Source organism: Streptomyces sp. PCS3-D2 (assembly GCF_000612545.2).
In the GTDB taxonomy this organism is placed as follows: domain Bacteria; phylum Actinomycetota; class Actinomycetes; order Streptomycetales; family Streptomycetaceae; genus Streptomyces.
This window is the reverse complement of record NZ_CP097801.1, coordinates 70,288-88,607: the sequence shown is the minus strand read 5'-3', so window position 1 is coordinate 88,607 and position 18,320 is coordinate 70,288. Positions and strand designations below refer to the sequence as shown.

At 73.8% G+C, this 18,320-nt stretch carries 19 protein-coding genes; 9 read left to right on the top strand and 10 right to left on the bottom strand.

Features of this window, described 5'->3' with window-relative positions:
• Positions 1–122: 122 nt before the first annotated feature.
• From eif5A to AW27_RS34150, 4 genes are all read right to left on the bottom strand, one after another.
• Positions 123–590, bottom strand: coding sequence for a translation initiation factor IF-5A (gene eif5A / locus AW27_RS34165; RefSeq protein WP_037930413.1), 468 nt, complete (start codon positions 588–590; stop codon positions 123–125).
• Between the two features lie 240 nt (positions 591–830).
• Positions 831–1,058: a hypothetical protein gene (locus AW27_RS34160; protein WP_201773424.1), complete on the bottom strand. Its 228-nt coding sequence runs from the start codon at positions 1,056–1,058 to the stop codon at positions 831–833.
• Between the two features lie 129 nt (positions 1,059–1,187).
• A complete protein-coding gene (locus AW27_RS34155; RefSeq protein WP_037930406.1) occupies positions 1,188–1,862 on the bottom strand; it encodes a deoxynucleoside kinase in 675 nt (224 codons plus the stop codon).
• Positions 1,863–2,193: 331 nt separating this feature from the next.
• Positions 2,194–5,004: a helix-turn-helix transcriptional regulator gene (locus tag AW27_RS34150; RefSeq protein WP_037930403.1), complete on the bottom strand. Its 2,811-nt coding sequence runs from the start codon at positions 5,002–5,004 to the stop codon at positions 2,194–2,196.
• Positions 5,005–5,124: 120 nt separating this feature from the next.
• Here AW27_RS34150 and AW27_RS34145 point away from each other — a divergent pair, with 120 nt between their 5' ends.
• Complete coding sequence (locus AW27_RS34145) at positions 5,125–6,183, top strand: helix-turn-helix domain-containing protein (RefSeq protein ID WP_052031373.1); 1,059 nt, start codon at positions 5,125–5,127, stop codon at positions 6,181–6,183.
• On the opposite strand, the gene AW27_RS34140 is transcribed toward AW27_RS34145, so the two are convergent.
• Positions 6,158–7,066, bottom strand: coding sequence for a ribosome-inactivating family protein (locus AW27_RS34140; protein WP_157840329.1), 909 nt, complete (start codon positions 7,064–7,066; stop codon positions 6,158–6,160). The genes AW27_RS34145 and AW27_RS34140 overlap by 26 nt on opposite strands.
• Positions 7,067–7,246: 180 nt before the next feature.
• Positions 7,247–8,158: a LysR family transcriptional regulator gene (locus AW27_RS34135; protein WP_037930399.1), complete on the bottom strand. Its 912-nt coding sequence runs from the start codon at positions 8,156–8,158 to the stop codon at positions 7,247–7,249.
• Between the two features lie 134 nt (positions 8,159–8,292).
• On the opposite strand from AW27_RS34135, the gene AW27_RS34130 reads away from it, so the two are divergent.
• Entirely contained in the window at positions 8,293–8,766 is a 474-nt protein-coding gene (locus AW27_RS34130) for a cupin domain-containing protein (RefSeq protein ID WP_037930396.1), read from the top strand.
• A 37-nt stretch (positions 8,767–8,803) separates the two neighbouring features.
• Here AW27_RS34130 and AW27_RS34125 read toward each other — a convergent pair whose 3' ends face one another.
• A complete protein-coding gene (locus AW27_RS34125; RefSeq protein ID WP_201773423.1) occupies positions 8,804–9,538 on the bottom strand; it encodes a rhomboid-like protein in 735 nt (244 codons plus the stop codon).
• A gap of 413 nt (positions 9,539–9,951) precedes the next feature.
• On the opposite strand from AW27_RS34125, the gene AW27_RS34120 reads away from it, so the two are divergent.
• Positions 9,952–10,800 carry a C40 family peptidase gene (locus AW27_RS34120; protein ID WP_037930393.1) on the top strand — a complete coding sequence of 283 codons (849 nt, stop codon included), beginning with the start codon at positions 9,952–9,954 and terminating at the stop codon, positions 10,798–10,800.
• A gap of 65 nt (positions 10,801–10,865) precedes the next feature.
• On the opposite strand, the gene AW27_RS34115 is transcribed toward AW27_RS34120, so the two are convergent.
• Positions 10,866–11,144 (bottom strand): helix-turn-helix domain-containing protein, encoded by a 279-nt coding sequence (locus tag AW27_RS34115; RefSeq protein WP_037930385.1) that lies wholly within the window; start codon positions 11,142–11,144, stop codon positions 10,866–10,868.
• On the bottom strand, positions 11,144–11,632 hold the full coding sequence (locus AW27_RS34110; RefSeq protein WP_037930383.1) for a DUF2975 domain-containing protein: 489 nt from the start codon (positions 11,630–11,632) through the stop codon (positions 11,144–11,146). The genes AW27_RS34115 and AW27_RS34110 overlap by 1 nt, the downstream gene beginning before the upstream one ends.
• 434 nt (positions 11,633–12,066) lie before the next feature.
• Here AW27_RS34110 and AW27_RS34105 point away from each other — a divergent pair, with 434 nt between their 5' ends.
• Entirely contained in the window at positions 12,067–13,650 is a 1,584-nt protein-coding gene (locus tag AW27_RS34105) for a molybdopterin-dependent oxidoreductase (protein WP_037930380.1), read from the top strand.
• Between the two features lie 111 nt (positions 13,651–13,761).
• Positions 13,762–14,403, top strand: coding sequence for a fasciclin domain-containing protein (locus tag AW27_RS34100; RefSeq protein WP_037930501.1), 642 nt, complete (start codon positions 13,762–13,764; stop codon positions 14,401–14,403).
• A gap of 185 nt (positions 14,404–14,588) precedes the next feature.
• On the opposite strand, the gene AW27_RS34095 is transcribed toward AW27_RS34100, so the two are convergent.
• Positions 14,589–15,197, bottom strand: coding sequence for a GPP34 family phosphoprotein (locus AW27_RS34095; RefSeq protein ID WP_037930377.1), 609 nt, complete (start codon positions 15,195–15,197; stop codon positions 14,589–14,591).
• A gap of 263 nt (positions 15,198–15,460) precedes the next feature.
• Here AW27_RS34095 and AW27_RS34090 point away from each other — a divergent pair, with 263 nt between their 5' ends.
• The 4 genes from AW27_RS34090 (at position 15,461) to AW27_RS34075 (ending at position 18,143) form a co-directional block, all read left to right on the top strand.
• Positions 15,461–16,396 (top strand): class I SAM-dependent methyltransferase, encoded by a 936-nt coding sequence (locus tag AW27_RS34090; RefSeq protein WP_052031372.1) that lies wholly within the window; start codon positions 15,461–15,463, stop codon positions 16,394–16,396.
• A gap of 229 nt (positions 16,397–16,625) precedes the next feature.
• On the top strand, positions 16,626–17,096 hold the full coding sequence (locus tag AW27_RS34085; protein ID WP_236647877.1) for a hypothetical protein: 471 nt from the start codon (positions 16,626–16,628) through the stop codon (positions 17,094–17,096).
• Entirely contained in the window at positions 17,096–17,398 is a 303-nt protein-coding gene (locus tag AW27_RS34080) for a transcriptional regulator (RefSeq protein ID WP_037930375.1), read from the top strand. The genes AW27_RS34085 and AW27_RS34080 overlap by 1 nt, the downstream gene beginning before the upstream one ends.
• Positions 17,399–17,498: 100 nt before the next feature.
• Entirely contained in the window at positions 17,499–18,143 is a 645-nt protein-coding gene (locus AW27_RS34075; RefSeq protein ID WP_037930373.1) for a DNA gyrase, read from the top strand.
• Positions 18,144–18,320 lie beyond the last annotated feature (177 nt).

Genomic DNA, 18,320 nt, shown 5'->3' with positions numbered 1-18,320 from the left:
CGGGCAGCCCACGCACATCGAAGACGCCCGGCCGGGACCTCCCGGCCGGGCGTCTTGCGTGTGTCCGGCCGGGAGGTCCCAGCCGCGCGGACGGCGCCGTGCGCGGGTCACGGCCGCCGGGCCTACCGCGCGCGGTGGCCGGTGACCGCTGCCCGGCCCAGCGCGCGGGTCACGGTGACCCGGACGTCCTTGCCGGCGGTGAAGTCGCCCTCGACGGCCCGGCCGAGGGCTCCCTCCGGCAGCGCGACGTCTTCCCCGGCCTCTCCCGTGGACACGTCCACCAAGCGGAGGCGACCGCCGTCGACACCGGCCAGCACGTACTCGGTGCAGACCACCACCGGCACCTCCACGTCGCGGGAGGAGGGGTGCACGTCCTCGTGCTTCTCACCGGTGAACACGTCGACCCCCGCGAGATGCACCTCGGTCGGACCGTGCTGGCCGGGCTTCGAGATCGAGACGTCGGTGAGCCTGCAGACAACGCCGTCGACGAGCACATGGCCGTTCCTGCGCAGGGCCCCCGCCCGCATCGGGAACGTGCCGCTCCCACCCGCTTCCGCGGGCGGTTCGAAATCCAGGTCCACGCCGCTCATACTGCCTCCTGCTCACGCCGGTTTGCGCTGGTCGAGCCGCAGTAGACCACCTTCCGCCGCGTGAACCACCGGCCATTGCCCCGACGGGGTGAACGCGGGCACGCAAGCCCGCCGCCTACCGGGGGCCGGCAGCGCACCCGCCCCCTCCCGGCTCGGCACCGGGTACACCGCACGGGCACACCGCACGGGTACGACGACGAGGACCCCCGCCCCCGGTACGGCGCCGCCCCCGGGCGTCGCTCAGAGGGAGACGGCGTGGTCCGACGGCGTCGTCTCGCGCCCGGCGGAGGCGAGCCCGGTCTCCGGCGCGGCGGCGGAGCCCACCGGCGCGGCCGCGGATGCCTCCCGTGCGGCCACGGGGGCCGCCGCTGCGGCGGGCGCCGGCTCGGGCGCGGCCACCGCCGCGGGGGCGGCGATCGCGGCGGCGACGGCGAGGACGGCGATGACGCGCAGGGTCCACTTCGGCATGGTGAGCTCCGGTTCCGGAATCTGAATCTGACGGGACGAGTCCTGATCGTCGCCACCCGCCAGGTGTCCGGGCATCGTCCGCAGGTCGCGGCCGTCTCCCCCGCACGGGGGAGACCACCGGCCCGCGGGTCAGAGACCGGCCGCGGCGTTCTGCCGGACCGCGGCCAGGGCGTCCTTGACCTCCCGGACCACGCGGGCGGCGTCGTCGGGGTTGTGCACGACGTCCGTGCGGTTCATGTCGACGACGAGAACCTCGCTGGCCGAGTAGTGCAGGTTCACCCAGTCGTCGTAGCCCGACCACAGGGTGCGGTAGTACTCGACGAGGCCCTCGTCCTGTTCGAAGTCACGGCCCCGCAGGCCGATCCGGTGCAGCACCGTCTCGAAGTCCGCCTTCAGGTAGACCATCAGGTCGGGCGCCTTGCGGTACGGCAGGCCGTCGATCTCGCGCATCATCTCGCCCAGCAGGCCCTCGTACACCCGCATCTCCAGGGAGCTGATCCGGCCCAGGTCGTGGTTGACCTTGGCGAAGTACCAGTCCTCGTAGATGGACCGGTCCAGGACGTTGTCGCCCTGCTTGTACGCCTCCTTGATCGAGGCGAACCGGGTCTGCAGGAAGTAGAGCTGGAGCAGGAAGGGGTAGCGCCTCGCCTGGATCTCCTCGGGGCTCGCCGTGTAGAAGAGCGGAAGGATCGGATTGTCCTCGACGCTCTCGTAGAAGACGTCGCTGCCCAGTTCCTTGGCGAGGAGTTCGGCCACACTCGTCTTGCCGATCCCGATCATGCCTCCGACGCAGATCACTGCCATACCTCACTTCTCCCCGGCGGTCTCCTGTGCGTGGGCGTGCGGGCTGGGCATCTCACACCACTGAGACGCACGCCGACGGCACGCGATTCCCCGGGAGCTTCGTGATCAGCGTCAGACGGTCCCCGTCCGGACCGCACCGGAACCCCTGACGCGGGCCGCTCTCATCGACCGGCCGGCCTGGCCCTTCCGCGGTCGCCGCACACAGCGACGAGCCCCGGCCCCGCGGCCAGCTTGAATCTTAGATGACGATTCACCCGCCCCGACCAGCCCTTGTGCCACCGGCCGGCGACACAGCCACCCCCCGGCACCGGCCACCCCCGCGGGCCCGCCGCTACCCCCGGGGCAGCGACCCCGCCAGCTGCCGGCGCGAGGAGACGCCGAGCTTCCGGAAGACCTTGCCGAGGTGGTACTCCACCGTGCTCGCGCTGAGGAACAAGTCCGTCGCGATCTCCTGATTGGTAGCACCGCGAGCCGCCAACCGCGCGACCCGGGACTCCTGCGGGGTCAGCTGCCGCCCCGCCCCCGCGTCCCGCCCGCGCGCCTGCTCGCCCGTGGCCCGCAGCTCCAGACGGGCCCGCTCGGCGAAGGCGGCCGCCCCCATCGAGGCGAACCGCTCGTGGGCGCGCCGCAGCAGCACCCGGGCGTCGTGCCTGCGGCGCTGCCGACGCAGCCACTCCCCGTGCAGGAGGTCCGTGTGCGCCTTCTCGGTCAGCAGCGGCGTCGGCTCCAGATGCGCGGACGCCTCCCGGAACAGCTCCTCCGCCGCCGGTCCCGGCGCGACCAGGGCGCGGCTTCGGGCCAGCAGCCCCAGCGCCCACGGGGTGCCGCTGGCCGTGGCCCGCTCGGCCAGCAGCTCCAACGCCCGCGAGGCCACGCCCGGATCGCCGTTGCGGACGGCGGCCTCGACCAGGCCGGGAAGGCCGAGCCCGGCGCAGTGCGGCGGCGGATCGTCGAGAACCGCCTGGGCCGCGGCCTGGGCCTGCGGGTAGCGGCGCCCGCCCAGCCCGAGCACGACCAGTGCCGCACGGGCCAGTTGCGCCTGGATCCCGCCGGGCGCCTCGGGACACAGCTCCCGCTGCGCCGCGACCGCCGACAGAGTCGCCGCCTCGTCCCCGCGCCAGGCGTGCAGCATCACATCGGTGGGGTGGGACAACCGCGGATCGGCCCCGGTCGCGTCCGCGATGTCCTTGAACTCCGCGAAGTGCGCCTGCGCACCGACCAGGTTGCCGCGGAACACCTCCGAGGTCGCGTTGGCGTGTGCGCTGATCTGGAGCATGCGCAGCGCCCCGTGGCCGCGCGCGGCATCGGCGTACCGCCGCCCGCATTCCCCCAGGGCGTCGATGTCCCACAACTCGACGGCGGCGACCATCCCCAGCAGGCTCCAGCGGACCGCTCCGCCCTCTTCCGCGCCGGGCCGGGTCATCGCCGCGAGGGCCGCCCGCAGCGACGGCACGCCCGCGCGGTAGCCGACGGCGACCAGCCGGGCGTGACCGTCCAGGAGCAGGTCGGCGACGCACGCGTCCGCACCGGGCGCCGCGTCCCCGCGGCCGGCGACACCGAGCGCGGCACGGGCCACCCGCAGGGCACCGCCACCACCATCGGCACCGCCACCACCGGCACCGCCACCACCACCGGCACCGCCACCGGGGCCGGCAGCGACCATCGAGGCGTCGAAGGCCTCCAGCAGCGTGTCACGGCCGGACGCCGGGTCGTGCTCGAAGAGCACCGGGGCGGCATCCAGGAGGAGCCCGACAGCCCCCTTTCCGCCCAGCATCAGGCGGGCCAGCCCGCCCAGCCGGCCGGCATGGGCGCCCAGCACGGGCACCGCCGGTCCCGGTGCCGGCAGCCGGGAGAGGAGCTCCTCGGCCCGACGCGGGGCACCGGCCATGAGGGCCGCCGCACAGGCCTCAAGCAGCCACGTGGCCCGCCGGACCGGATCGTCGGTGAGATCCGCGGCCCGCTGCAAGAACGCGGCCCGGGCCAGGTAGCCGCCGGTGTTCCCGGCCCGCTCGGCACAGCCGTGCAACGCGGAGGCGACCTGCTCATCGGGGCCGTCCGCGGCGGCCGCCGCATGCCAGGCGTGCCGTTCGGGTTCGGCGCACGCGTCGGTCACGGCGGCGAGCGCGGCGTGCACGGAACGACGCGCGGCCCGCGACGCGCCCCCGTACACGGCCGAGCGGATCAGCGGATGACGGAACGAGGACGCACCGGGAGCGGGCCGGGCCGTCAACAACTCCTCCCGCTCGGCCTGGTCGAAGGCCTCGGCCAGGTCGTCGTTGCCGGCCCCCGAAAGGTGCCGGACCGCCCGCCGCAGCACGTCCCGATCGCCGGTCGCGTCGGCGGCCGCCGCCAACAGCACCGTCCGGGTCAGCACCGGCAGGCCCTCAACCCGCCGCAGGAACCGGGCCTCCAGGCGCCGCCCGAGAGCCGGCGGCCCGGCGAACCCCGCCTCCACGACATGAGGCCCCTGGGCCAGTTCCCGCAGGGCGAGCGGATTGCCCGCCGCCTCGGCGATGATCCGCTCGGCCACGACCTGGTCGATCCCGCCGCCGGCGTGGTCCATGAGCAGCGCCAGCGCATCGGCCTGCGGCAGCCGGCCGAGCCGGAGTTCGGGAAGGCCGTCCAGCGCCGGCGGCGCCGCCGTGTCGTCGCGCAGCGCGAAGAGGGCGACGATGCCGTCGGCGTGGAGCCTGCGTCCCACGAACGCCAGGACGTCGAGCGACTCCCGGTCCAGCCACTGGGCGTCGTCGCACACGAGCAGCAGCGGCCTTTCGCGGGCGGACTCCGCGAGGAGGGTGAGAACGGCGAGCCCCACCAGGAACCGGTCGGGCGCGGTCCCGTCCACCATCGCGAACGCCGTCTCGAGCGCGGCGCGCTGGGGCCCGGGCAGCCGGTTCCGGGCACCGAGGAACGGCAGCAGGACGCGGTGCACGGCCGCGAAACCGAGCTCCTGCTCGGCCTCGACGCCCGCGACCCGCGTGACCTGCAGGCCCGAAGCCGACCCGACCGCATGGTCCAGCAGGGCCGTCTTGCCGATCCCGGCATCGCCGCGCACGACGAGTACACCGCTCATACCCGAGCGCCCGCCGTCCAGCAGCCGGTGCACCAGAGCGCTCTCCGCACCCCGGCCTCTCATGATCATGAACTGAACATACCGGCTCCGGGCATCCCCCGACCGGCCGCGCCGGACCGGGGGACGGGCGGCGGAGACTGGGAGGTTTCCAGGATCCGAACCACCGCCCTCCCCGGGCACGCTCCGGGCATGCAAGCGCACCGCACCGAACCGGCCCGCACCCACCCCACACCCCCGCGCCCCCAAGCCCCTCCCGCCCGGGCAGCGGACAGGGCCACGGGCAAGGGCAGGAGCCGGGCAGCGGACAGGGCGGCGGAGCCGGGCCTGTTCGCCGCCGAGACCGCGACCGGCGACTGCGGATACCTCCGGATACGCACCCTCGAAGCCACACCCCACCGCACGGACCACGACGGCGCCCACGGCGAAAGCGGCGGGCCGTTCGTCGTCGTGGCCGTCCAAGCCTCGGGCACCGCACTGCTCTCCCGCGGCGGCAGGCGGATACGCCTGGCACCGGGCGACATGGCCCTGCTGCCCTCGGGCGGCGAACTCGCCGTGGAGTTTCCCGAGCCCTCCCGCACGCACCTGCTCCGGCTGCCGCGCGCCGTGCTCGCCGTCCCGCAGGCAGACCTCACGGCCGTCCTGGGGAGCACCGTCCGGCCCGCCCCGGGCCTGGACACCGCCGTCTCCCGCTCCCTGGCCGCCTTCGCCGACGCGGCCCCGGACCTGGGCGCCGAAACCGGCGGCCGCATGGCCGGCCACATCGCGGGCATGCTGGCCACCCTCATCACGGAACGGGCCGCCGCCGGCACCCGACCGGCAGCCCGGCCCGCCACCGGCCAAGGCCCCGTCACCGCGGAGACCGCGGACCTGATGGCACGCGTCCGCGCCCACATCGGCCTGCACCTGGCGGACCCGGACCTCTCCCCACGCTCGATCGCCGCCGCACACCACATGTCCGTCCGCTACCTGCACCGGCTCTTCGCACAGGACGCCACGACGGTCGGCACCTGGATCCGCGAGCGCCGCCTGGAAGAGGCCGCCCGGGAACTGGCCCGACCGGGACGCGGGAAGACCGTCTCCCGCATCGCGCACCGCTGGGGCTTCGTCAGCCCCAACCACTTCAGCCGGGTCTTCCGGCAGCGGTACGGGATGTCACCGCGGGACTGGAGCGCCTCCTTCACCCCCGTCCCGGAGCCGCCGCCGCACAGGGCGGCGGCCGGTGTCAGCCGCCCCGCTTGTGCCCGTTGAGCTGGATGTACCCCAGGTTCGCGATAAGCGCGGCGACCGTCGGGTAGTACCTGCTGTAGCCCTGGGCACCGATGGTGAAACCGTTCCCGGCCGGGTTGCGCAGCCGCGCGTACACCCAGGCGGACAACTGGCCCCAGCTGGTTTCGAGGTCGGCACCGAACGGGCCGATCGGCGTCGACGCGTGGTGGGCGATGTTCTGCCGGATCACGTCGAAGACGTACCCGAAGCGCGCCGCCTCGGCGGTCGCGCCGATGACGTCCACCAGGTACGAACCGACGGTCTGCCGGCCGGCCCCGGTGGTGAGGAGCTGCTGGGTGTTGCGCAGGGTCAGCAGCGCGTTCTGGAGGTTCTGGGGGGTGAGCCGCCGCTCCGCGCGGGCGCCACCGCCGGGCAGGGTGGCGTAACTCCCGTTCCAGGGCAGGCGGTGGGCCCGCACCCCCAGGACCCGCTCGAACGCGTCGGGATAGCCGTCGGGGAACACGTAGTGCCGGTTGCCGGTGCCGTCGGGCTGCCCGGGCTGGTAGATCCCGGCCAGATACAGGGTGTTGGCCCAGTAGTAGAGGGACACCACGTACTGCCCGGCGTGACTCACCCGGATCTGGATCAGCCGGTCGGGCATCGTCGTGGTCTCGTCCAGCACCTGGTAGAAGTCGTGGCCGCTGATCCGGTGCACCTGGTCGATCATGTTCCAGTACCGGTCGTGGTGCCCCTGGCCGCCGTGCTCGAGACCGCTGATGTCCCAGTCGACGACCGTCAGCGGCCGGTCCGGATCGGCATGGGCGGCGGGCGCGGCCGCGCCCAGCACACCGGCCGACAGGGCGAGCGCCACGAGGAGACCGGCGACACGCCGCATCACCCGCCCGCCCGAAACTACGCTGAACACACAGAACTCCTCCTCCTCAGGCCGGACATCCCGCCCGACCGGGCGCCCGGACTCCTTGCGGGGGACAGGACGCGGTCGCACGGTCGCCCGGCACACGGCCGGCCCACGGCGGCCCGGCAACAGGCCACAGGCTGCCAGCGCCGAAGGCAGCGCACGTGCCCGAGAGCGCCCGCACCCCGCCTACCCGCGCACACCCCCCGCGGCCGGCCCGACGGCGCCCTCCACCCGGTGCAGCGCCGCCAGGAGATGGCGCAGGGCCGGATCGGGCGGACCGGGACGGACCGCCAGGGACGTCGTCACGCTCAGGCCGGCCAGCGGGCGCACCACCACCCGCGGGACCGACGGCATCCCCTGGACCTCGTAGAAGACGGTCCACGACGCCTCGCGCGCCGTGCCGATCGCCGCGAGCGTGGCCTGCAGACCGGCGAAGGGCGGCCCGGCGGGCGGCACGCCCCCCGCCCTGCGGCACGCGTCGACGACCAGATCGTGGAAGTACGGGTTCTCCGCGCGCGGAGCCAGACGCAGCGCGAGCCCCGCCAAACGGTCCAGCCCCACAGCCCGTTCGGCCGCCAGCGGATGGCCCTGGGGCAGGGCCACATGCAGCGGGTCGCTCCACAGCGGCAGCAACTCCAGGCCGGCCGCCGAAGGAACCGCCCGCACCAGGGCGGCGTCGAGCTCCCCGGAACGTACCGCGGCCAGCCGATCGCCGACCGGCATCCTCCGCAGCCGCACCTGAAGCCGGGGAGCGGCAGCGGACAGGAGCGCCAGAACACGCCCCAGCCGGTCCCGGGGGCCGTGGACACCGCCCAGCCGCAGCACACCGTCGGCACCCGCGGTGACATCGGCGGCCACCCGCACCGTGCGCTCGGCAGCCGCCAGAACCGCACGGGCCTCGGGGAGCAACCGCTCGCCCGCCGAGGAGAGCCGCACCCGCCGGGTCGTACGCTCGAACAGGACCACCCCCCAACCGCGTTCGAGCCGGCCGATCTGCTGGCTGACGGCCGACGGGACGATCCCCAGCCGCTGCGCCGCCCGCCCGAAGCCGCCCTCCTCGGCAACAGCCACGAAATACCTCAACTGCCGCAGTTCCACCCGTCCGCCTCCCGCAGCGATTCGTCACGACCGGTGATCTCTGTCTTCTCCAACAGCCGGTGGATCACGACCGCTTCCCGGGATCGAATGGAACCGCATCCACGACACGCCGCAGACCACAGGAGAGACCGCCGATGAACGCCCCCCGACAGCCCCTGATCGTGCACGCCGAGCAGGCCGAGCGGATCGACTTCCCCCACGGCGGGGGGTTCCGCCTCCTCGCGGACGCATCCGACACCGGCGCGGCGGTGGGAGCCAACCGCTTCACCCTCCCCCGCGGCGCCACCGGCGCCCCCGCCCACCACCACGCACGGTCGACCGAGGTGTTCTACGTACTCGACGGAAGCGCCCGCTTCACCCTCGACGACCGCACCACGACCGTGGCCGCCGGCGGACTCGTCTGCATACCGCCCGGCCACGTCCACGCGTTCGGCGCTTCTCCCGCAGCCACGGCGGACCTGCTCGTCCTGCTGACCCCGGCCGTCGACCGCTTCGACTACTTCCGCACCCTGGGCCGCATCCGGCACGGCCTGGACACCTTCGCCGCGCTCCTGCCCGAACAGGACCGCTACGACGTGCACTTCGCCCCTGCCGACACACCCCAATAGCCCGCCCCGGGAGAACCCGCAAAGGGGGAGCGGCCGGTCAGGAACGCTGCCCGGATCCGCCCGCCGGCGACGCCGGCCGCGCGAGAGCACCCGGCCGCGGCCCGCCGTCCGCCACGGTGCGGGGCGGTCCCGCGGCACCGGCCCGCGGCCGCCGGAAGGCCGGGACGGCCAGCAGCCCGAAGCCGATCACTGCCGCCGTGAGATGGCCGACGGTGGTGAAGTCCGGCAGCGGCCCGGACCACTCGGCACCGCCGAGCGGCCACGCGAGGACGAAAGCCGCCCAGGGCAGGCGCCCCCGGCGGGGCAGGGCGAGCGTGCCGACCGCCAGCACCGTCTGCGCACCGTAACTGACCCCGTAGTCCAAGGACTGTCGCACCGCCGCCGGATACCAGCCGTACCGCAGCGCGACGGTGATGACGGCAGCGGTGAGCAGGGTCGCCACGACATGCCCGCCGAGGAACACCGCCACCGCACGCCGCTTCCCCCACCGCGATTCCGCCCAGGCCAGGAAGCAGCACACCCCCAGCCCCAGGGTGATCAGGGTGCCCACGAAGTCCGTCGAGGCCACATCGGTGAGCGTCCCGTCGAAGAACAGCGCGCTGCCGGCCAGCGCCGCCAGCGGATGGTCGCGCAGGTTGTCCAGGTTGGTGCTGAGGTACCCCAGCACGGCCGCCGCCCGTTCGTCGGACACCCGGCCGATCCAGGCGTGGCCGGCCAGCAGCAGGCAGACATAGGCGAGGGTCAGCGGCGCACGGCGCGGATATCTCCGCACGACGCGGAGCGCTCTGCCCAGGGGCCCCGGCGGTGATTGAGGGTTCATCGGCGGCACTCTCCGGTTCGGTTCGGTTCGGTCAGGCTCGGGCAGGTCGGGTCGGGGCGAAGGCGTGGCCGGCCCGCGAGGGCAACCGCCCCGGCCGACCCCCGGCCACCCCAAGGGATGCGGTGTGCCGCGCCCGGGTTCCAGCCGACCGACCAGGACACCGCCCCTCACGGGTGACGGACACTCAAAACCCCAGACCGGAAGGGGTTTCCCGGAAGTTTCCCGTTTCCCGTTCGCAGCGGGCGACCCGCGCCTGCTCGACACACGGGGGAGGCGGGCGACAGTCTCGGAAGCGCCCGGACAGGACACCACGGGCACGACGGCCCGCGGCCGGACGACCGCGCGGCGGAAACGGGGGACCGGACATGGCGATGCGCACGACAGCGGTGGCGGCGGTGGCGGCACTCACCCTCCTGGCCGCGGGGGAAGGCGCCCACAGCGCCACCGCTGCCCCCAGGGCGGCGGCGGGGGAGTGCCGGGTGCTCGCCGCCGGCGCCTCCACCACGGCGGAGCAGGCCGTGGCGGCCGCCTGCGAACAGATCGGCGTCTGGTACACCTGGGGCGGCGGCCACGGGCCGCAGCCGGGCCCGACCTACGGCCAGGTCGACCCCAGCGACCCGGACAGCGCCCACGACCCCGAGCGGCTCGGCTTCGACTGCTCGGGACTGGTCCGCTACGCCTACGCCCGCGCCGCCGGCGGCGACCCCCTGCCCGGCAACGCCTACCACCAGTTCCACGCACCGCAGGTGCGGCAGCGGTTCACCGCCGCCGAGGGGACCGCCCCGCTCCTCCCGGGAGACCTCCTGGCCTGGGGCTCGGGCGGCTCCATCCACCACATCGCGATCTACCTGGGCGCGGGCAGGATGGTCGAGGCCCGGGAATCGGGCACCCGGATCACCGTCGCCGACGTACGGCTCGGCGGCGACTATGCCGGAGCGGTCCGCATCGCGCCGCCGACGCAGGCGCCCGGCACGTTCAGCACCTGGGGCACCGACGTGTGGACCCACCAGGAGCCCTCCACCGGCAGCCCGCGCGTGCACAAGTTCCCCGGCCCCACCACGGTGCGCGTCGACTGCCAGAAACACGCCGAACCCGTGACCGCCGAGGGCTACACCAACGACGCCTGGTCCTACCTGCCCGAATACCGGGCATGGATCACCAACATCTACATCAAGGGCCCCGCCTGGCTGGACGGCGTACGCACCTGCCCCTGAACACGCCCCTCACATCCCGCGATCGCCCGGGGCACCACGCACCGCCGGTACGGCTCCGCGGCCGTTCAGCCCTGCCGGTGCTGCCCGGGCAGCCCGGACCCGGCGGCTTCGCCCCCCGCGCCGTCCTGCGCGGCGGTGTCCCCGGCCTCCCAGCGCAGCAGGTCGCCCGGCTGGCACTCGAGCGCCTCGCAGAGCGCGGCGAGCGTCGCGAAGCGCACCGCCTTGGCGCGGCCGTTCTTCAGCACCGCCAGGTTGGCCGGCGTGATCCCCACCCGGTCGGCGAGTTCGCCCACGGACATCTTCCGCCTGGCCAGCATCACGTCGATGTCGACGGTGATGGGCATCAGATCACCTCGTCCAACTCGGCCCGCATCCGTGCCGCCTCGCCGTCGCGCGCGACGGCCTGCGCGAGCAGCATCCGCAGTACCAGCACGATGAGCGCGACCCCCAGGATGGCCAAGCCGATCCCGCCCATGATCACAGTAACGCCCGGATCCTCCCGCTGGCCGGGGGCGTTGACCGCCGTGACCGCGAACCACAGCACGGCCACAGCCGTGATCGCGCCGATCACGCCGTCCACGTACCGGAACGCGGCGTGGGAGAACACCGTCCCGCGCCGCACCATCGCCGTCAGCCGCCACACGCAGACCAGGGCCACCTGGGCCGCCACCATCCCCAGGGCCACGATCACGCGCATCGGGGTCAGCGGCAGCGATCCCCCCTCCGTCTCGCCCGTGACCAACGCCCACACCATCCCCGCCTGCACGAACACGGTGCCGGCGAACACCACCCCGAGCACGACGCGCAACGCCCGCACGGTCAGCTTGCCCATGACCCATCCCTCCATCGACCCACAATCGAAATCTATCGAAAATCGATAGGTCGAGCAAGGGGTGGGACCTCGGCGGCCCCGACTCCGGGACCGACGGGGAGCGGCGGCAACCCTCCGGCGCGGCGCAGGCCCCCGGGTCGGCGCCTCCGGGCCTCTGGGTGAAGCGCCGGAACGCCGACCTGCGCGCCGGCGGGTTCGACGCCCGCGCCCGGCCCGCGAAGGGGGGGCGTGACGGGGGCGTGCCGCCGCGGGTGCCGCGGAGCGGCGACCACCGTGCCCACGGGCAGCACTCCTGTCCCGCTGCGTGCCGGCGCCGCCTTCGCGGGTCGCGGCCGGGCCCCTCGCACCACGGACCGCCGGCACCTTTCCGGCGCGCGGGTCACTCTTTCGGGTGTCTGGCCAATCCGCCAGGTGGATGCTGCCGAATCCGGTACGTGAACCACTTCCGCAGCACCCTTCCCCGCGCCGCCCTGGGCGCGTCGGCCGGCGTTCTGGCCGCTGCCATGGCGCTCGCCGTGGCCGAGCTGGTCGCCGGCTGGGTGCGGCCGGCCGCCGGGCCGGTGACGGTGGTGGGCGGCGCGGTGATCGACCGGACCCCGGCCGCGGTGAAGGACTTCGCGATCCGTACGTTCGGGGAGAACGACAAGACCGTCCTGCAGTCGGGAATCCTGGCGATCCTCGCCGTCATCGCCGTCGGTCTGGGCATCCTGGCCTTGGACCACCGGCGGGCCGGTGCCGCCGGCGTGCTGCTGTTCGGGATCGTCGGCTCCGCGGCGGCCCTCAGCCGCCCGGACTCCACCGGAATCGGCGATGCACTGCCCTCGATCGCCGGAGCACTCGCAGGGGCAACCGCCCTGTACGTCCTGGCCTCCAAGGCGGTACCCGTTCCGGCACCGGCGGCCGGGGACGGGCACAGCGGCACCGAAGGATGGAGCAGGCGCGGTTTCCTTGCCTCGGCGGCCCTGACCGCTGTGGCGGCCGCATCGGCAGGCGCCCTCGGCCGGTTCCTCTCCGGCCGGCAGGGGCAGGGAGCGGTCGCCTCCCGCGCCGGCCTGGTCCTGCCCCCACCGGCCTCCCCGGCTCCGCCCGTACCGGCCGGAGCCCGGTTGAAGGTGCCCGGCATCAGCCCCTTCACCACCCCCAACGCCGACTTCTACCGCGTCGACACCGCTCTGACCGTCCCCAGGGTCGACGCCGGCAGCTGGCGGCTGCGCCTCCACGGCAAAGGCGTCACCACACCGCGCACCTACACCCTCGACGAGCTCCTGGACCGCCCGCTCGTGGAACGCGACATCACCCTGACCTGCGTCTCCAACGAGGTCGGCGGCCCCTACCTCGGTACCGCCCGCTGGCTCGGCGTCCCCCTGGCCGCGCTGCTCGCCGAGTGCGGGGTGAAACCGCCGTCGAAGGGCGGCCCGGCCGACCAGCTGGTGGCCCGGTCCGTGGACGGGATGACGCTCGGCTCACCGGTCGAGGACGTCATGGACGGCCGCGACGCGATCCTCGCGGTCGGCATGAACGGCGAACCGCTGCCCTTCGACCACGGCTTCCCCGTCCGCATGCTCGTCCCAGGCCTGTACGGGTACGTGTCGGCCTGCAAGTGGATCACCGACATCGAGCTGACCACCTTCGACGCCTACGACCCCTACTGGGTGAAGCGGAAGTGGGCCCGTCGCGCGCCGGTCAAGACCCAGGCCCGGATCGACACCCCCAAGCCCTTCGCCCGCCCCGCCGCCGGCCCCATCACGGTCGCCGGGGTCGCCTGGGCCCAGCGCCGCGGCATCACCCGCGTGGAGGTCCGTATCGACGACGAACCCTGGCGGGACGCGGACCTGGCCGTCCAGGACACCGTCGACACCTGGCGCCAGTGGTCCTACCCCTGGAACGCCGACCCGGGCGGGCACACGATCACCGTCCGTGCCACCGACGGCACCGGCCAGGTCCAGACCGAGGAACGCGCGCGGACCATCCCCGACGGGGCGAGCGGCTGGCACAGCGTCTTCGTCACCGTCCCTTAGACCCCCGGCCCGGCCCACTCCAGGGCCCGTTCCGGCAGCACCACCCCCGAACCACCCCCGAACCCCCACCACCCTGACAGACCGACAGAAGCTCAAGGGGAGCGACTGATGATGAACACCCTGCAGATCCGCCGTACCGCGATCGCCGTGGCCGCGGCCGCGCTGTTGCCCTTCTCCCTCGTCGCGTGCTCCGACTCCGGCGACACCAAGGCCGCACCGGCCGCCGGCGACGAGGCCAAGACCGGCGCGAACACCCCGGTGGACGACGCGTCCACCGGCAACGAGCCCTTCGGCCCGGCCTGTGCCGGCGTCCCCGCCGAGGGAGCGGGCTCGTTCGACGGCATGGCCAAGGACCCGGTCGCCACCGCGGCCTCCAACAACCCGGTGCTGTCCACGCTGGTCGCCGCGGTCAAGCAGGCCGGCCTCGTCGACACCCTCAACAACGCCAAGGACATCACGGTCTTCGCGCCGACCAACGACGCCTTCGCGAAGATCCCCAAGGCCGACCTCGACAAGGTCCTCGCCGACAAGGACACCCTCACCAAGATCCTGACCTACCACGTCGTCGGCCAGAAGCTCACCCCGCAGCAGCTGGAGAACGGCAGCTTCGAGACCCTCCAGAAGGGCATGGTCACCACCATGGGCTCCGGCGAGGCCTACAAGGTCAACGACACCTCCAACGTGGTCTGCGGCAACGTCAAGACCGCCAACGCCAACGTCTACATCGTCGACACCGTCCTGATGCCCAAGTAGCCGCACCCGATCGGAAACGGCAGCCACCGGTGGCCTTGCCCCTCATGCGACGGGAGGGCAGGGCCACCGGCCGCCACCGCACGACCGTCCCCCCGACAGCGTGCCGGGCCCGCCGGGGGAGAGGGAGGGCGCCGGGGCTGCGCTCCCGCGGCCCACGACGCGCCGCGGCCCTGCCAGGGCGGTGCCTACGGGACCCGCCACACGTTGGCGAAGGCCGCGTTCTCGATGGAACGCCGCTGGCGCACCGCCTCCAGTTCCATCACCGCGTCGTTGACGGCGGCGAGCACGGTCGTCACCGCCTCGCCGCCCGGTCCGCCGTCATCGCCGGCGCCTTCACCACCGTCGATGCCGATGGCCGCGGCGAGGGCCCCGAGGACGGGGTCGCCCGCCTGCCAACGACGCTGCGCACGATGCCGGGCAGGCGTGTCGACGAGCTCCATCCGCTCCGCCCCCAGGCCCAGCCGGCCGCGCCGCGCCCGCGCCAGCAGCCCGTCCTCCTCGAATGCCTCCTGATAGGCCGCGGCGAGGTCACGGCCCCTGCGCCACAGCCAGTCCTCGACGTGCTCGTACGGCACCTGCCGGACCAGCACGGCCGCCGCCGCACCCAGCAGCCGGTCGTCCAGGTCCGGCCGAGGACCCGGCACGATCAGATCGCCGTCCAGGGCGACGGCCTCGACACGCAGCAGGTCGACCAGTTCCGCGCCCGCGAGGGACAACGACAGATCGCCCTGCCCCGGAGAGCCCTCCGGCCGGGGCTCCAGCGCAATGCTGAACAGGTCTTTCGCCGTGGTCATGTACGGCTCCCTCGTCGTCGGCCGCACCGCGTCCCGCCGCGGGGCGTGGTGAGGGCCAAGTATCACTCACACGCCGTCCGCTCCCCTTCCGGCACGGCGTGTGGCCCGCATGGCGGGGTGCGGCACACGGGGCGCGCGGGGCGGGAACCACAAGGTCGGTCCCGCTCACATCTCGTCACACGTCCACCCAGGGCTTAGGGTTCCGCTACCCGGCCGGGTACCCGCGTGGAAACCGATGCCACTCCGCTGGAGGACGACTCTCCGTGCCGCATGCCTCACATGCTTCCGTCACCACCCCCGACGATGGGCCGACCCCGCCCGCCCCCACCGCGTACCGGGAGGTCCAAGGCTGGTTCTCGGCCTACGACCAGGTGCTCTTCGACTGGTTCCTGACGCGCCAGAACAGCGATGAGCGCCAGCAGGGCGACCTGCTGGAGCTCGGTGCCTTCCTGGGCAAGAGCGCGATCTTCCTCGGACGGTACCTGCGGCCCGGCGAGGAGTTCACCGTCTGCGACCTCTTCGACTCGCCCGCGACGGACGACGTCAACGCCGCGGAGAACCGCAGCTCCTACCCCACGCTCACCCGGCGCGGCTTCGAGACGAACTACCTGGCCTTCCACGAAGCGCTGCCGACGCTCATACAGGCCCCCACCTCGGTCGTCGCCGACCGGGTCAAGCCGGCGAGCTGCCGATTCGTGCACGTCGACGCCTCGCACCTCTACGAGCACGTCGCCACCGACATCGCCTCCTCCCGCCGCGTCGCCGCCCCGGATGCCGTGGTGGTCTTCGACGACTACCGCTCCGAGCACTGCCCCGGTGTCGCGGCCGCCGTCTGGACCGCCGTGGTCACCGGCGAACTGAACCCCGTCTGCGTCTCGGCCTCGAAGCTCTACGCGACCTGGGGAGACCCGGCACCCCACCAGGCGGCACTGCTCGCGTGGCTGGAGCAGCGCACCGACCTCTGGCACGGCGTGGACGTGATCGACGGCCGCCCCCTGGTACGCATCGGGGACCAGGGCGTGTCCGCGCCCGAGCCCCCGCAGCCGCTGCACCCCGCGCCGAGGACGCAACCCGCGCGGCCCCCCGCTCCCGCCGCCGCGCGCCGACCCGGTGCCCGCTGGCGCAGGCTGGCCAAGGACCTGCTCCCGCCCGTGGTCACCCGCGCCGTCGTCGCCCGCAACCGCCGCCGCAGGGGCTGACACCGAGAGGGGCTGACCCGCCCCGCCCCGGACCGGGTCCGCTCCGGGGGCGTCGCGAGGACGCAGGCCCGTGCGGCGAATCGCGCCACCGCCCCTGCTGCCGAGGCCCTCTGACGAGAGCTCAGGGCATGGGACCGGTCGGGCCTGTTCCCGCCACTGCGCCGACCACCTTCTTTCCGGAAAGGAAAGAAGGTGGTACTTTCCTCACAGGAAAGCACTCGGAGGATCGATGACCAGGAACGCCACCCCGATGACCCCCCACGACGCCCAAGCCGCCCTCGACGCCATACACCACCGTCAGGAGCAGACGCTCGACGGATACCTGCGCCACGCCCACTCCCGTCCCTACCTGATCGCCGCGGCGCTGGGCCTGTTCGCGGTGTGCTCCTCCTTCGACCTGCAGGGCTCCTGGAGAACCGCCGCGATCGTGGTGGGGAACGGCCTGACCCTGGGAGGGCTCTTCGTATACCAGCGCAGGGCCTCCGTCCGACGCAGGACCACCGGCCCGGAGGCGCTGTTCTACGCGGCCGTGGGCGTCCTCCTCCTCGCGCTCTTCTGGACGGCGGCCATCGCGGCCCACTTCGCCGGCCTGCCGGCACGGCACACGCTCGCCGCGGCCGTCACCGCCCTCGCGGCGGTAGCCGCCTCGTATGTGCTGCGCCCGGTCCTCGGGTCCGTCATCCGCAGGAACGGCGCCTGATGGACCCCGACTTCGACGAGTTCCTGCACGTTCCGGCGCGGCTCTCGGTGGTCGCACTGCTGGCTCCGGCCGATCTGGTGGAGTTCGGATTCGTGCGGGATGCGGTCGATACCAGCGACTCGGCTCTGTCCAAGCAGGTGGCAGCGTTGGCGGCCGCCGGGTACGTCGAAGTCCGCAAGACCCGCAACCGCACGGGACGGCAGACCCACCTGTGCCTCACCCCGTACGGGCGCCAGGCCTTCCAGCGGCACGCCGCGGCGCTGGAGCGGATCGTGGCGGCGGCCCGCACACCCCCGAAGTAGTGCCCGCAACGCTGCGGCACCGCCCCGGTGGTGTGGCGCCCAGGGGTGGCAACGGGGTCCCTCGCGCAGGATCCTCACGCACCCGGCGGATACTTGCCGGATGGACGGATCGAAGGCTCCCTGGGTCAACACCACACACGACTGGGCCGCCACCGTGGACGCGGACCATCTCGGCCGGATCCGCCGGGAACCCGCGCGGTTCGCGCCGGGCGGGCCCGAACACCTTGTCCTCGAGATCGTCGCCTACGCCGCCGACGAAGCGGCGAGCCGGGGCGGCGGACGGTGTGTGGTCACCCTCCACGCCGACGGCTCGGTGTCGGTGCAGGACGACGGCCGGGGCACCGACACCCGGGTCGACGCGCACGGCCGCGTGGTCAGGAAGCCGGTCATGGCCACGAAGGACCTCCGGTTCTTCGACCTCCCGGAGGCGGAGCGGCTTCCGGACGGACACCCGCGTCGCGGCATGTCCGTCGTTGCGGCGCTCAGCGAGTGGCTGATCCATACCAACCGCCGTCTCCACGGGGCCTGGAGCCAGCGCTACGAGTACGGCGTCCCGGTGACCGGGCTCCAGCCCGTCGAACCCGACGGGACCACGGGCACCTGCGTCCGCTTCCTGCCCGACGAAGCCTTGCCTCCGCACTGGTCGCCGACCGCGGAGGACTTGGCGCGGTGGTCCGGGCAGTGGCCCCGCCTGACCGTCCGCCTCGACGATCAGCGCGACGGCGAGGCCCGGCCGGGTCCGTGACCACGGGTCCGGCGCGGAGGTCCCCGCAGCGCCGGCGGGCCGGCACCGGCCGAGGCGTCCGGGAGCGGCCGCTTCCGGACGCCGGGACGCCTGCCGGGTGCGGACGGGCGGGACCGGCCCGCGGCACCGCCTCGGCCCCGCGTCCGACGGCCGCGCACGACAGCCGTTCGGTCGGCC